Source organism: Faecalibacterium sp. PGM34 (genome assembly GCF_054456555.1).
This window is the reverse complement of the sequence record NZ_CM136898.1, coordinates 53,893-67,757: the sequence shown is the minus strand read 5'-3', so window position 1 is coordinate 67,757 and position 13,865 is coordinate 53,893. Positions and strand designations below refer to the sequence as shown.

Below are 13,865 nucleotides of genomic sequence, written 5' to 3'. Positions count from 1 at the left end.
ACAGGAGGTGGTAACGATGCAGGAAGAAATCGAGCATAAGACGGTCAACCTTGCCATCTCGACCACAAAACTGTCTGCCCGCACCCTGCTGCGCGGGATGCAGTTTCTCCTGCGGCAGTACGACAAGCACGCTTCGCAGGGCAAGCAGTCCATGAAGCGGCTGGTACGGCAGAACCGTGGCGTGACCAATGTGGAGATCCAGAAAACCGGCATCAAGGACTTTGACCGCTATGCTAAGCGGTATCATATCGACTATGCCATCCAGAAAGACCTGTCCTGCACACCGCCCCGGTATCTGATCTACTTCAAGGCACAGGACACGGATGCCTTGAGCGCAGCGTTCAAGGAATATTCGGCATCGGTGCTGGATAAAACCAAGCGTCCTTCCGTGCTGGCAAAGCTGCACGATCTGGCGCAGTCCGTTGCAAGCCTGCCGGACAAGGTGCGGAACAAGCAGGAGGAGCGCAGCTTATGAGCAAAAAGAAGCTTTCCAAGCTGCTGGCGCTCTATCTGCCCTATATCCTGATGGGTCTTGTAGCGACCAACTTTGGTGAAGCATGGCGGCTTGCCGAGGGCAGGGAACTGGGCGATAAGATCATGTCGCTGATGGGAACCATCCCGGCGGCATTCGCAAACCCGCTGCCAAGCCTGCACCCGCTTGATTTGCTGGTGGGATTATGCTGCGGTGCCGCGATGCGGCTGGCGGTCTACCTGAAAGGAAAAAACGCCAAGAAGTACCGGCATGGCATGGAATACGGCTCTGCCCGGTGGGGTGGGCAAAGATATCGAGCCATTCATGGCTCCGAAATTTGAGGACAATATCATCCTAACTAAAACAGAACGGCTGATGATGTCCAACCGCCCGACGGACCCCAAGAACGCCCGGAACAAAAACGTTCTGGTAGTCGGCGGTTCCGGCAGCGGTAAGACGAGGTTTTTCATCAAGCCGAACTTGCTGCAATGTAACTCTAAGGACTTTCCAGTTTCGTTCGTGGTTACTGACCCGAAAGGTAGTATCGGCGTGGAATGTGGAGAGGCGCTGTTAAAGCACGGTTACAAGTTAAAATTCTTTAACAGTATAAACTTTTCCAAGAGCATGAAATACAATCCGATGGCTTATATCCACAGCGAGAAGGACATTTTGAAACTCGTCACCGCACTGATGACCAACACCAAAGGGGAGGGGCAGGGTGGCGACCCTTTCTGGGACAAGGCGGAGAGGCTTTTGCTGGTTTCGCTGATTGCCTACCTTCACTATGAAGCCCCGGTCGAGGAACAAAACTTCGCTACGCTGTTAGAAATGCTCAACACTATGCAGGTTTCGGAAGATGATGAAACTTACCAGAATCCGGTAGACCTGTTGTTTGAAGATCTGGGCAAGAAAAAGCCCAATTCTTTCGCCGTGCGCCAGTACAAGCTCTATAAATTGGCTGCCGGCAAGACGGCCCGTTCGATACTGATCTCCTGCGGTGCCCGGATGGCACCCTTCGACATTCAGGAAGTCCGGGATGCCACCATGTACGATGAGCTGGAACTGGACAAGCTGGGCGACCGGAAAACAGCGCTGTTCCTTATCATGAGCGATACGGACAGCACCTTTAACTTTCTGATCTCTATGATCTACACCCAGCTTTTCAATCTGCTCTGCTACAAAGCCGATGATGTGTACGGCGGTAAGCTGCCCATCCATGTGCGGTGCCTCATTGATGAGTGTGCTAACATCGGTCAGATTCCACAACTGGAAAAACTGGTGGCTACCATCCGCAGCCGTGAGATCTCGGCGTGTCTGGTTTTGCAGACCCGCAGCCAGTTGAAAGCCATCTACAAGGATAATGCGGATACCATCGTGGGCAACATGGACAGCCAGATTTTCCTCGGCGGCAGCGAGCCTACCACCCTGAAAGATCTTGCCGAAGCACTCGGCAAGGAAACCATCGACAGCTACAACAATTCTGATACCCGTGGCAATAGCCCAAGCTATGGCACCAACTATCAAAAACTCGGCCACGAACTTATGAGCCGGGATGAACTGGCGGTGCTGGATGGCGGCAAGTGCATCCTGCAGCTTCGTGGTGTGCGCCCATTTTTGAGCGACAAGTACGACCTGACCCAGCACCCGAACTACAAGTACACCTCCGACTATGACCCCAAGAACGCCTTGGATATCGAGAAGTTCTTGAACCGAAAAGAAAAAATCCACCCGGACGATACCTTCGTCATGGTGGATGCTGATTCGCTTCCGTCTGCCTGACCCGGTAGGCGGTTTTATTTTATCCTGACCAGAGAGGTACACCAGAAAGTCCACTCTCGCCGCAGTTCGCGGCTTCAATAGGCAGCTTCAGGTGTGTACGGATGGCCTACAATTTTTTCAAAATAAAGGAGAAACGACTATGGAATTCTTTAACTCTGCTATCGAAGTTCTTCAGACTCTGGTTGTGGCTCTGGGTGCCGGTCTCGGCGTGTGGGGTGCTGTCAACCTGCTGGAAGGTTACGGCGGCGATAACCCCTCCGCCAAGAGTCAGGGCATGAAGCAGCTCATGGCTGGCGGCGGCGTTGCCCTCATCGGCATCACCCTCATTCCTCTGCTGTCTGGTCTGTTCGGCTAAGTGCCGCAGGCGGGTCTTCCCGCCTGTACATAATCAATCTGCCAATCTATATGCCCAATAGCGGCCATTTCGCACTTTGGCGAGCTTTCCTTCTTTTGTCAAAGTATTCAAGACTCGACTTGCAGTGGCAGGAGAAACATTGAGAAGATTCTGAACATCGACGTTCTGGATAATATGGTTCGTGCGGAGAAAAGCTGCAATCTTCATCCAACGCACTTCTTCCTTACTCTGTGCAACAGGTTGTTCGTTGATTGCTTCGGTCAAAGCCTCTTTGATAATTCCCAGCATAAACTCGATAAAAACTGTTCCTTCCCCCTGTGCGTTAGACTGATTGATTGCTGCGTAATACTCGGCCTGATGGTCGTGAATGATGGATTCGATTGGAAGCCATGCAAACAAGGGGTTCCACTTTGACAGCAGAAGTGTGTGCCAGAGCCGCCCAATACGACCGTTGCCATCCGCAAATGGATGGATCACCTCAAATTCATAATGGAAGACGCAGCTCTTAATTAAAAGCGGTAAAGGACTGTTTTCTGTCCACTGAATCAGTTCCTCCATCAAAGAGGGAACGTACTGCGGCAGGGTGCCGAAATGGAGGACATTACCCTTGCTGTCTACTACGCCGACAGGACGGGAGCGAAACTCGCCAGCCTCCCGGACAAGACCCTGCATCATCGTCCGATGTGCAAGCAAAAGATCATCCATCGAATATGGATTCAACTCTGCGAGATGGTCGTAGATTTCGTAGGCGTTTTTACTTCTGCAATGTCTTTTGGAGGGGCAAGCACACGTTTTCCAGACAGAACAGCCGTCACCTGCTCCAAAGAGAGTGTGTTCTGCTCGATAGCCAGAGAAGAATAAATCGTTCGGATGCGATTCTGGCGGCGCAGAATCGGACTTGTGGAAAGATTCTGGGTGGAACTGATTTTGCCTACCAGTTCGCTGATTCCCATAACCTCTGAAAGAGCTGCTTCTGTGATTTCAAATGGCGGTTTCTTGTTTCGCACGGTGTATACCTCCCATATCATTTCTTTTATCATATCATTTCATCTATCATTCATCAATCAGAATTTTGAAAAAATGATAGATGAAACGAGGCTATTGTTCCATACGGCGGCTTGAACAGCAACGGAAAGCCCTCTGTGGTTTGCAGTTGTTTGAATGTCCGTGCCCCAAGCCGTGTTTTTTATCCACCCATCAACGAAAGGCGGTGCTTTATGCAGTTTTTGACCCACATTATTTTTCTCCTGAACCTTCTCAAGACCCTTATCAACCACTTCAGCTAAGGACGGTGACTGAATGGAGACCGTTCTCAAAGCAATCTCAGATTGGATCAAGTCGCTGCTGACAGCGGCGATCATGTCCAATCTCTCCGGCCTGTTTGATGATGTGAACACCCAAGTGGGCAACATTGCACAGCAGGTCGGCACCAAACCATCCAGTTTTGAACCGCGCGTTTTCGCTATGATCGAAGCCCTCTCCCGGAATGTGGTGCTGCCCATTGCAGGTGTGATTTTGACCTTCATTGCTTGCTATGAATTGATTCAGATGATTATTGAACACAACAATATGGCACAGTTTGAACCGGCATTGATTTTGAAGTGGATTTTCAAAACTGCCATTTCGGTTTGGATGATCTCGAATACGTTTGACATCATCATGGCGGTGTTCGACGTGACGCAGCAGGTGGTGGCAAATTCCAGCGGCATTATTTCCGGCAACACACGGGTCAACGACATCGGGCTTTCCATGCTGCAATCCAGCATGATGCAGATGGACGTAGGCCCCCTGTTCGGGCTGTTCTTGCAGTCCTTCTTCATCGGTATCACCATGCGCATCCTGTCCATCGTGATTTTCGTCATCGTCTACGGAAGAATGATTGAAATCTACATGATGGTCAGCCTTGCCCCGGTGCCCATGGCAACATGGGGCAACCACGAGCAATCCCATGTAGGACAGAACTACCTGAAATCCCTGTTTGCGCTGGGATTTCAGGGCTTTCTGATCCTGATCTGCGTGGCGATCTACGCGGTTCTGCTTCAGAATGTTGCCATATCCGGGGATGCCATCAACTCGATCTGGAGCATCGTGGGGTACACGGTGCTGCTGTGCTTTACGCTGTTCAAGACTGGTTCCGTCGCCCGAAGCATTCTGGGCGCACACTAAGGAGGTGGAATTTTGGCAGCTTATATTTCCGTGCCGCGCGATTTCAGCAAGGTGAAGTCCAAAGTAGCCTTCAACCTGACCGCCCGGCAGCTTATCTGTTTTGGGGCAGCGGCAGTCGTAGGAGTGCCGCTGTTCTTTGTTCTGCGGGACACCGCAGGCAATACTGGCGCTACCCTTGGCATGATGGCGGTCATGCTGCCCATGTTCTTTCTGGCCATGTACCAGAAGAACGGCCAGCCCGCCGAAAAGATCCTGCGGTACTACCTTCAGGCGCGCTTTGTTCGTCCGAAGGTGCGTCCGTATAAGACCCGCAATTACTATGCGCTGCTTGTGAAGGGAGATGACGCCCATGATTCCGTTTCTGAAAAAGAATAAGGACGGCAAAAAGCCGCCCAAGTCCACGGTGCCCCGCACGGCACAGGAGAGCATTCCGTTCCAGCGGATGTTTGAGGACGGCACCTGCCGTGTCCGTCCCGGCTACTACACCCGCACCATCCAGTATCAGGATATCAACTACCAGTTGGCGCAGCAGGAGGACAAGACCGCCATCTTTGATGAATGGTGCAGTTTTCTCAACTTTTTCGACAGCTCTATCCACTTTGAGTTGTCCTTTGTGAATACCGCCACCGATTCCGCAGACTTTGAGAAGTCCATCCGCATCCCGTATCAGCAGGATGGTTTTGATGATGTGCGCGCCGAGTACAGCCAGATGCTGCGGCAGCAGCTTTCCAAGGGCAATAACGGTCTGACCAAGACCAAATTTCTGACCTATGGCATCGAGGGCGACAGCATGGAGCAGGTCAAGCCGCGATTGGAGCACATCCAGAACGACCTGATGAACAATTTCCACAGGCTGGGCGTTCTGGCAAAGCCGCTGGACGGCACGGAGCGCCTGCGGCTGATGCATGGGATGCTGAATATGGACGGAGCCAACAAGTTCCACTTCAACTGGAAAGACCTTGTGCCCAGCGGTCTGTCCGTAAAGGATGCCATTGCCCCTACTGCATTGGCATTTAAGAACAGCCGTACCTTTCAGATGGGCGGCATCTTCGGGGCGGTCAGCTTTCTGAACATCACAGCCTCCGACCTGAGCGACCAGCTGCTGAAGGATTTTCTGGACATGGATTCCAGCCAGATCGTTACCATGCACATCCAGTCCGTTGACCAGAACAAGGCCATCAAAACCATCAAGCACACCATTACCGAACTCGATAGGTCCAAGATCGAGGAGCAGAAAAAAGCTGTCCGCGCCGGATACGACATCGACGTGCTGCCGTCTGATTTGGCGACTTATGGCAGGGATGCAAAAGCCCTGCTGAAAGAATTACAGTCGCAAAATGAGCGTATGTTCCTTGTCACTTTTCTGGTTTTGAACACCGGCAAAACCGAGCAGGAACTGGAAACCAACGTGTTTCAGGCAGTCAGCATTGCCCAGAAGCACAACTGCGAATTATGCCGCCTTGATTTTCAGCAGGAGCAGGGGCTTATGTCCTCGCTGCCGCTGGCAGACTGCCAAATCGAGATCCAGCGGGGGCTGACCACCAGTAGCACGGCGATTTTTGTGCCGTTTACCACACAGGAGCTGTTCGACAACGGCAAGGAAAGCCTGTATTATGGCTTGAACGCCCTGTCCAACAACCTGATTATGGTTGACCGCAAAAAGCTGAAGAACCCCAACGGTCTGATTTTGGGCACTCCCGGTTCCGGTAAATCCTTCAGCGCAAAGCGTGAGATCTGCAATGCGTTCCTCGTGACGGACGATGATATTATCATCTGTGACCCGGAATGTGAGGTGCGACACGAAGTCGCGTAATGTATTGTGTATAAACACTGCTCTATCCATTTGGAGTAACCCTACTGTGACCTGCACTGGTCAAAAGCCGGCGTTGGGAAGCTCACAGGACAATATGGGAAATCTGCCAGCCTAAAGCGGATGTACTGTTAGGGTAAAGAATGCTATGTCGAACGTAATGTGAATCATCGTAAGGATCGTTACAGGGAATAGGTGAAATAAGGCTGATACACCTACACCAAAAGGTGTTGGAGGTGGCCGAGGGGTCTTTCGCTACCCCGAAGCAAATGGACACAAATCCTCCCGGTTCAAAGATGGCGGCTAAGGCATTCGAGAATTATGCATTACGTGGAACGTGGAAAACCCTATGCGTTCCTTGAACAAAGGTATCGACCTCGCAAGAGGAAGAAATGGCGCAGAGGGTATGAGATGGAATAAAAAGCGAAAGGTTCACTGTAACGGTGAGCATAGGGGTTCAAAATTTGCTCTGACCTGAAAGGGTGCTGACTTATTCCGGGTATTTCATGGCAAGATTGGAGGTATTCCTGTGAACGATAAGTATTCAACGACGGAAGGTAAAACTTCTGAGAAGCTGTCGGACGAAGCTATGTTGAGTGCCCAATGGAAAAACATTGACTGGCATAAGGCAGAGCGGGAAGTCAACAGGCTACAAATCAGGATTGTCAAGGCAACTCAGCAAAAAGACTACAACGCAGTAAAACGACTTCAGTATCTTCTGACACATTCCTTTTACGCCAAAGCACTGGCTGTCAAGCGTGTCGTAACCAACGACGGGCGCAGAACTCCCGGTGTGGATGGTGTTCTCTGGAACACTCCGGCGAAGAAAATGGCAGCGGCTCTATCGCTGACAGATAAAAGGTATCGTGCACGTCCTCTCCGTAGAGTGTATATCGAAAAGAAGGACAAGAAGAAAAAACGTCCGTTGGGGATTCCCACGATGTATGACCGCGCAATGCAGGCTCTTTATGCTTTGGCACTGGAGCCGGTGGCGGAAACAACAGCAGATGGGAAATCCTTTGGTTTCCGAAAAGGAAGATGCGCACAGGATGCCTGCGAATATCTGTTCAATGCACTGTCGCGCAAGCACATTTCTCCGAAGTGGGTTTTGGAGGGTGACATCAAAGGTTGCTTCGACCATATCAGCCATGATTGGCTTCTGGCGAACATCCCCATGGACAAGAACATTTTGAAGCAGTTCTTAAAGGCGGGATTTATCTATCAGCGCGAACTCTTTCCTACCGAGGAAGGAACTCCGCAAGGTGGTATTATCTCCCCCATTCTGGCGAACATGACGCTGGATGGTATCGAGAAGAAGCTGGTCGAACGCTTTCACACGAACGCGCTCGGTAAGGTCGATTCAAGATTTAAGAATGCCCACAAAGTAAACTTCGTCCGCTATGCAGACGATTTTGTGGTCACAGCGGCAACACCTGAACTGGCTCTTGAAGCAAAGGAGCTGATTCGAGAGTTTCTCGCTGAACGCGGATTGGAACTTTCTGATGAAAAGACCGTTGTCACCAACATAGACGATGGTTTCGACTTCCTCGGCTGGAACTTCAGAAAGTATAACGAAAAGCTGATTATCAAGCCTTCCCAAAAGGCGGTCAAGGCTATCGTTTCCAATATCTCTGACACGATTCTCCGCAGAGGAAAAGCGTGGCAGCAAGATGTTCTGATTATGAAGTTGAATGAACAAATTCGAGGTTGGACTAATTACCACCAGTCCGTATGCGCAAGTGATGCGTTCGCGCATCTGGACTATGTCCTGTACGAACTGCTGTGGCGATGGGCTAAAAGACGGCACCCAAAGAAGAACAAGTGGTGGATTTCCACGAGATACTGGCATCGTGTCGGTAATCGGAACTGGGTGTTCTCTACGGAAAACAAGGAGCTGATACGGGTGGACAGCACAGCCATTGTGCGACATACCAAGATAAAAGCTACTGCAAATCCGTTCCTCGATAAGGCGTATTTCCAAAAAAGGAAATTCGATAAAGGAATGCACCGGCTGACTGGAAAATTCAAGATGATTTGGAAAAACCAGAACGGACTGTGCTACCACTGCGGAATGCCGATGGATGTAACGGAGGAAAGAGAAATCTTCTACCTGGCACCAAAGGCAAAGGCTGGCATGGAAGATGTTCGCAATATGCGCTACGTTCATTGCACCTGTCAGCGTATTTATGCTGAGAACCGCTTGAAGAAGTGATGAAATGCTTGAGCCGTATGACGGGAAACTGTCACGTACGGTTCTTAGGCGGGAAGGCGGTGGTAACACCGCTGACCCAGCCGATTACGCTCCGCTGGTGGAGCGTCTGCATGGGCAGGTCATCCACATCAGCCCTGCCAGCACCCAGTATATCAACCCGATGGACATCAACAGCAACTACTCGGAAGAGGATAACCCGCTGGCTTTGAAAGCCGACTTTGTGCTATCCCTGTGCGAACTGGTGGTGGGCGGCAAAGAAGGGTTGCAGCCGGTGGAAAAGACGGTCATTGACCGCTGCGTTCATGTGATCTATCGCAAGTATTTCGAGAACCCCACCCCGGAAAATATGCCCCTGTTGGAAGATCTGTACAACGCCCTGCTGACACAGGACGAACCGGAAGCTCGCCATGTGGCGGCTGCGCTGGAAATCTACGTCAAGGGCAGTTTGAACATTTTTAACCACCACACCAACGTGGATATCCACAACCGCATTGTCTGTTTTGACATCAAGCAGCTGGGCAAGCAGCTCAAAAAGCTGGGTATGCTCATCGTGCAGGATGCCGTATGGGGGCGTGTGACCGCCAACCGCAGTGCCGGAAAATCCACCCGGTACTATGCAGACGAGTTCCACCTTTTGCTGAAAGAGGAACAGACTGCGGCATACAGCGTTGAAATTTGGAAACGTTTTCGTAAGTGGGGCGGCATCCCGACAGCCCTAACGCAGAACGTCAAAGATCTGCTGGCAAGTCCCGAAGTATCGAACATTTTCGAGAACTCGGACTTTGTGTATATGCTCAATCAGGCAAATGGTGATCGGCAAATCCTTGCAAAGCAGCTCAACATCTCGCCCCATCAGCTTTCCTACGTTACCCACTCCGGCGAGGGCGAAGGGCTGCTGTTTTTCGGCAACGTGATTTTGCCCTTTGTTGACCACTTCCCGAAAGACCTTGAACTCTACCGCATCCTCACGACCAAACTCAACGAGATCTCGGAGGGCACACAGAAATGAGTAATCCGAAGCTGAACATCAAAGAGGAATCGTCCGCAAAAAAGACCCGTTCTCCCCCGAAGAAAGCGAGGGTGGAACAGTCGGTGCCCAGAAAGAAAAAACTGAAAACCGATGCAGATAAGGCTGCGGAAAGGGCGCAGCACCTGCGGTTTGGCAAAGCGGAGCTGACTCCGGACGAACTGAGCCGGTTGAGCAAGGCGCAGAAGCGGGAGATGTACGCCGCCCATGCCGCCCGGTCTGCGGTGCATCGGGAGGTTGACCAGTACGAGGACGATAATGTGGGCACGCAGGCTTTAAGCGAGGGCGAAAAAGCTGCCGAGACTACCCACGATATTTTCAAGAGCCGTTACGCTAGAAAGCTCAAAAAGAAAGCCAAGATGCAAGGCAAGAAAGGTGTCCGAAACGCAAAATCTTCCGTGCAGAAGCCGACTGCGGCACAAGATGCAGACGCATCCGGCACCGGCGAGAGCAGTTCCAACTGGCTTTCCCGGTGGCGGCAGAAACAGGATATTCAGAAAAGCTACCGTGCCGCAGCCCGGTCGGGCACGGCGGCGCAGACCGCAGGCGGTAAAGCGGCATCCAACGGTGCATCTGCCACCCGATCCGGCGTGGAGCAGGTCATCGACAAAGGAAAATCGGTGGTCAGCACCGCAGTCAACGGCATTGCCAATTTTGCAAAGAGCAACGCGCACGTTCTTTTGATCGTGGGCGTTTTTCTTTTGCTCCTACTGCTGGTCATGTCAGCGTTTTCGTCCTGTTCCATTCTGTTCTCCGGCACCACGCAGGTATCCGGGCAGACCATTTACACCGCAGAGGACCGGGACATCCGTGGAGCCGAAACCGACTACAAGAAGTTGGAAAAGGAACTGGATAAGAAAATCAAGCGTACCCCCACCGACCACCCCGGCTATGACGAATACCGATACCATCTGGATGCTATTGAGCACGATCCTTGGCAGCTCACTTCGTTCCTGACTACTCTTTACGACGACTACACCCGCAGCGAGGTGCAGGGCAAATTGAAGGAAACGTTTGCCAAGCAATACAAGCTGACCACATGGGTGGAGGTGCAGACCCGATACCGCACGGTAGTGATGATTGACATTTTTACTGGCATCCCCTACACCGTGCAAGTGCCCTATGAGTATCGAATTTTTCACACAAAGCTGGTCAATCGTGGCTTGGAAGTCGTTATCCGGGAGGAACTGGATGCTGACCAGTGGAAACGCTATGAGATCTTTCAGGATACGCTGGGCGGCAGACCCTACCTGTTCAACGGCGGTCTGCCGCCCGGTGGCTCCGATGGCTCCGGTACACCGGGCATTGATTATCAGGTTCCGGCAGAAGCCCTGACGGACAGCGAGTTTGCCGCCATCTACAAGGAAGCCCAAAAATATGTAGGCACACCCTATGTGTGGGGTGGCTCCACCCCGGAAACAGGCTTTGACTGCTCCGGATACGTCTGCTGGGTTTATAACCAGAACGGCTACGATGTGGGGCGCACCACCGCCAACGGCTTGTGGAATAAGAGCCAACACATCAGCGAGGTCGAAGCAAAGCCCGGAGATCTGGTCTTTTTCAAAGGAACCTACGACACCCCCGGCATGAGCCATACCGGAATCTATCTGGGCAACGGCATGATGGTCAGTGCCGGAGACCCCATCAAGTACGCAAACATTCACTCGTCCTACTGGGAGAAGCATCTCGCCGGGTTCGGACGGCTTTCAAAATGAAACGGAGGGATTACGATGAGCGAAAAATCGGATAAGCTGCGGGCAATGCTGGAAAAAGAGAAGGAGCGCCGCATCAAACTGAACAACCGCATCGAGATTCTGGAGCGGCGCATTCAGGAAGAGGATTCCGCCGAGGTCAACGAAATGGTGCGGACTGCCAAGCTCACGCCGGAGCAGCTCGCCGCTCTGCTGCGGCAGTCGGCTACCACCACCCCGAACCCGGCTGCGCTGTCTGCCGTGGGTGCAACTTTTGAGAAGGAGGTCGATGCAGATGAAGATTAAGAAACTGGGTGCGCTGCTGGTATCGGCGGCACTGTGCGCTGGCATGGCGGCTCCTGCCTTTGCCTTCGAGGGCGAAGCCGCCCCGGTGGAGCAGCCGGTTCTGCCGGAAGTCGTGGAGGAAGATGTTGTCACCGTCACGGACGAAACCTCTGGTGCCCTGACCCCGGAGGGCAACCTGACGCTGGTAGACGATTACCACACCGACTATTCCGATGGCAGCGGACAGCAGTTTATCACGCTGGTGTCGAAGCCTGGCAATACGTTTTATCTGGTCATTGACCGCAACGCTAAGGGTGAAAACACCGTTCATTTCATGAATCTCGTGGATGAAGCCGACCTTCTTTCCCTGATGGAAGATGAAGATGCCGAAGCGTACACCGCCGAAAAAGAAGCGGCGGCGCAGGCAGAACAGGAGCGCAAACAGACCGAGGAGGATGCGAAAAAGGCTGCGGAAGAAGCGGAGGCATCCGATTCTGAACAGACTGGTGGCAACAAAGTTACGAAGTATGCTGCCACATTCTTAGGCGTACTGGCGCTGGTCGGTTTGGTTGCTGGCGGCGGCATTTACACCTTTATGAAGCAGAAGCAGAAAAAGCAGGCAGAAAAAGAAGCCCTTGACCCCGATGCAAACTACACTGAGGACAAGGGCGACTTTGAAATCCCTGTGGAGGATGATCCGGAGGAGACCGGCGAGGAGGATAAGGCAGAAGAATAATTCTATTGGCGGCGTTTGCCGCCCTACATATCAGATAACCCAAATCGGAACAACGTAATTATCCCGATCCACCACACCGACTTTTGGCTTCATGCAGACAATAGCGCCTTTCCCGCGGGGAACAGATGCTTTATCCAGCAGGGAAAATACCTTTGTCAGTTCAGTACCGGGATTTGAAGTCTTTTTGATCTCGATGGGGTTCAGCACACCATCCTGTTCCAAAACAATGTCGATTTCCTTGGCGTCTTTATCGCGGTAGTAATACAAGAACGGCTCTCTGCCGGTATTCAGATAGGTCTTTGCAATTTCAGAAACAACGTAGTTTTCAAGGATCGCACCGTTCATAGCACCGCATTCCAGAACCTCTGCACTGCTCCACTTGGTCAGGTAACACACAAGCCCGGTGTCGTAGAAATAGAGTTTCGGGGTCTTTACCAGACGTTTCAGTAGGTTGTTAGAATAGGGGTGCAGGTAGAAGATGATGCCCAAGGTTTCCAGAATGTGCAGCCAGTCTTTTGCTTGCTTTTGATTGATGTCCGCATCCTGTGCGATCTCAGAAACATTCAGCATCTGCGAGCAGCGGGCGGCAACGGCAGTCATAAAACGCAGAAATTTCAGCGCATCAATGGCATCGGAAAGCTCTTTTATGTCACGTTCAATATAGGTAGAAAGGTAGCTGCTGTAAAAAATCTGGCTGTTGGTATTTTTTCCGCTTGCAATAGCGGGCATGGACCCCCTATAGATACGCTCAAAGATACCTTTGGTATCTGCGGGCAAAGCTTTTTCCTCTCGTTTCAGCAGAGCGTCCAAATCTACACGGAATGGCTCGGTATCTACACCGTTTATTTCTGACTGCGAAAGAGAAGTCATTGACAGCACAGCAACACGCCCGGCAAGGGATTCTTGTACCCCGTGCATCAGCTTGAACACCTGCGAACCGGTCAGCCAGAAGGCACCCGGCTCGTGGTGAGTATCTGCATAGACCTTGATATAGGTGAACAGCTCCGGTGCATACTGCACTTCGTCGATCAGAACCGGTGGCTTATGCAGCTGCAAAAACAATTCGGGATCGTTTTTTGCGAGCGCACGTTCGTTCAGATCGTCCAGCGAAACATAACCACGGGAAGTCCCCTCCATGAGTTTTTGCAGCATGGTCGTCTTTCCTACTTGTCGAGGTCCAGTTACAAGTACAACCGGATATTCCTGCGTGACCTGCTGCACGACTTTCTCAAGACTTCTGGTAATATAGCTCACGTTCGTCACCTACTTTCAATTATTTCGGCTGATTTTTCATCTAATTACATTTTAGCCGAAGCGATATGCTTTTTCAAG

Annotated in this window: 12 protein-coding genes and 3 pseudogenes; 11 read left to right on the top strand and 4 right to left on the bottom strand. The window is 51.7% G+C overall.

Annotation, left to right across the window (positions count from 1 at the left end):
- The first annotated feature begins 16 nt into the window (after positions 1-16).
- From ACXPUX_RS00310 to ACXPUX_RS00300, 3 genes and pseudogenes are all read left to right on the top strand, one after another.
- Positions 17-475, top strand: a complete 459-nt coding sequence (locus ACXPUX_RS00310) for a PcfB family protein (protein ID WP_458829152.1) — start codon at positions 17-19, stop codon at positions 473-475.
- Positions 472-2,251: pseudogene (locus tag ACXPUX_RS00305) on the top strand (VirD4-like conjugal transfer protein, CD1115 family). The gene ACXPUX_RS00310 and the pseudogene ACXPUX_RS00305 overlap by 4 nt, the downstream one beginning before the upstream one ends.
- A gap of 139 nt (positions 2,252-2,390) precedes the next feature.
- Complete coding sequence (locus ACXPUX_RS00300) at positions 2,391-2,606, top strand: Maff2 family mobile element protein (protein ID WP_154252848.1); 216 nt, start codon at positions 2,391-2,393, stop codon at positions 2,604-2,606.
- Positions 2,607-2,639: 33 nt separating this feature from the next.
- Here ACXPUX_RS00300 and ACXPUX_RS00295 read toward each other — a convergent pair whose 3' ends face one another.
- From ACXPUX_RS00295 to ACXPUX_RS00285, 3 genes are read right to left on the bottom strand one after another with little or no spacing between them, the layout of a single operon-like run.
- Positions 2,640-3,311, bottom strand: a complete 672-nt coding sequence (locus ACXPUX_RS00295; protein WP_458829150.1) for a Fic family protein — start codon at positions 3,309-3,311, stop codon at positions 2,640-2,642.
- Between the two features lie 11 nt (positions 3,312-3,322).
- Complete coding sequence (locus ACXPUX_RS00290; RefSeq protein ID WP_458829149.1) at positions 3,323-3,613, bottom strand: hypothetical protein; 291 nt, start codon at positions 3,611-3,613, stop codon at positions 3,323-3,325.
- A gap of 57 nt (positions 3,614-3,670) precedes the next feature.
- Entirely contained in the window at positions 3,671-3,841 is a 171-nt protein-coding gene (locus ACXPUX_RS00285; protein WP_458829147.1) for a hypothetical protein, read from the bottom strand.
- 64 nt (positions 3,842-3,905) lie between these two features.
- Here ACXPUX_RS00285 and ACXPUX_RS00280 point away from each other — a divergent pair, with 64 nt between their 5' ends.
- The 8 genes and pseudogenes from ACXPUX_RS00280 to ACXPUX_RS00245 all read left to right on the top strand — a co-directional run bounded on the left by ACXPUX_RS00280 (position 3,906) and on the right by ACXPUX_RS00245 (position 12,533).
- Entirely contained in the window at positions 3,906-4,772 is an 867-nt protein-coding gene (locus tag ACXPUX_RS00280; protein ID WP_458829145.1) for a VirB6/TrbL-like conjugal transfer protein, CD1112 family, read from the top strand.
- 12 nt (positions 4,773-4,784) lie between these two features.
- Positions 4,785-5,147: a PrgI family protein gene (locus ACXPUX_RS00275; protein WP_458829143.1), complete on the top strand. Its 363-nt coding sequence runs from the start codon at positions 4,785-4,787 to the stop codon at positions 5,145-5,147.
- Positions 5,122-6,564, top strand: a pseudogene (locus tag ACXPUX_RS00270) (VirB4-like conjugal transfer ATPase, CD1110 family); the annotation flags it as partial. The gene ACXPUX_RS00275 and the pseudogene ACXPUX_RS00270, both read left to right, overlap by 26 nt.
- Positions 6,565-7,111: 547 nt before the next feature.
- Positions 7,112-8,794, top strand: a complete 1,683-nt coding sequence (gene ltrA, locus ACXPUX_RS00265; protein ID WP_458829141.1) for a group II intron reverse transcriptase/maturase — start codon at positions 7,112-7,114, stop codon at positions 8,792-8,794.
- Between the two features lie 73 nt (positions 8,795-8,867).
- Positions 8,868-9,803 (top strand): annotated as a pseudogene (locus ACXPUX_RS00260) (VirB4-like conjugal transfer ATPase, CD1110 family); the annotation flags it as partial.
- A complete protein-coding gene (locus ACXPUX_RS00255; protein ID WP_458829139.1) occupies positions 9,800-11,536 on the top strand; it encodes a C40 family peptidase in 1,737 nt (578 codons plus the stop codon). The pseudogene ACXPUX_RS00260 and the gene ACXPUX_RS00255, both read left to right, overlap by 4 nt.
- A 15-nt stretch (positions 11,537-11,551) precedes the next feature.
- Positions 11,552-11,818 carry a DUF4315 family protein gene (locus tag ACXPUX_RS00250; protein WP_458829137.1) on the top strand — a complete coding sequence of 89 codons (267 nt, stop codon included), beginning with the start codon at positions 11,552-11,554 and terminating at the stop codon, positions 11,816-11,818.
- Positions 11,802-12,533 (top strand): DUF4366 domain-containing protein, encoded by a 732-nt coding sequence (locus ACXPUX_RS00245; protein WP_458829135.1) that lies wholly within the window; start codon positions 11,802-11,804, stop codon positions 12,531-12,533. Before ACXPUX_RS00250 ends, ACXPUX_RS00245 begins: the two co-directional genes overlap by 17 nt.
- A 30-nt stretch (positions 12,534-12,563) precedes the next feature.
- On the opposite strand, the gene ACXPUX_RS00240 is transcribed toward ACXPUX_RS00245, so the two are convergent.
- A complete protein-coding gene (locus tag ACXPUX_RS00240) occupies positions 12,564-13,787 on the bottom strand; it encodes an ATP-binding protein (protein ID WP_458829134.1) in 1,224 nt (407 codons plus the stop codon).
- Positions 13,788-13,865 lie beyond the last annotated feature (78 nt).

What these genes read in the sequence shown, in the direction of transcription:
- ACXPUX_RS00310 (WP_458829152.1), top strand. Translation starts at nt 17, where the DNA reads ATGCAGGAAGAAATCGAGCATAAGACGGTCAACCTTGCCATCTCGACC.
- ACXPUX_RS00300 (WP_154252848.1), top strand. Translation starts at nt 2,391, where the DNA reads ATGGAATTCTTTAACTCTGCTATCGAAGTTCTTCAGACTCTGGTTGTG.
- ACXPUX_RS00295 (WP_458829150.1), bottom strand. Translation starts at nt 3,311, where the DNA reads ATGGATGATCTTTTGCTTGCACATCGGACGATGATGCAGGGTCTTGTC.
- ACXPUX_RS00280 (WP_458829145.1), top strand. Translation starts at nt 3,906, where the DNA reads ATGGAGACCGTTCTCAAAGCAATCTCAGATTGGATCAAGTCGCTGCTG.
- ACXPUX_RS00255 (WP_458829139.1), top strand. Translation starts at nt 9,800, where the DNA reads ATGAGTAATCCGAAGCTGAACATCAAAGAGGAATCGTCCGCAAAAAAG.
- ACXPUX_RS00250 (WP_458829137.1), top strand. Translation starts at nt 11,552, where the DNA reads ATGAGCGAAAAATCGGATAAGCTGCGGGCAATGCTGGAAAAAGAGAAG.
- ACXPUX_RS00245 (WP_458829135.1), top strand. Translation starts at nt 11,802, where the DNA reads ATGCAGATGAAGATTAAGAAACTGGGTGCGCTGCTGGTATCGGCGGCA.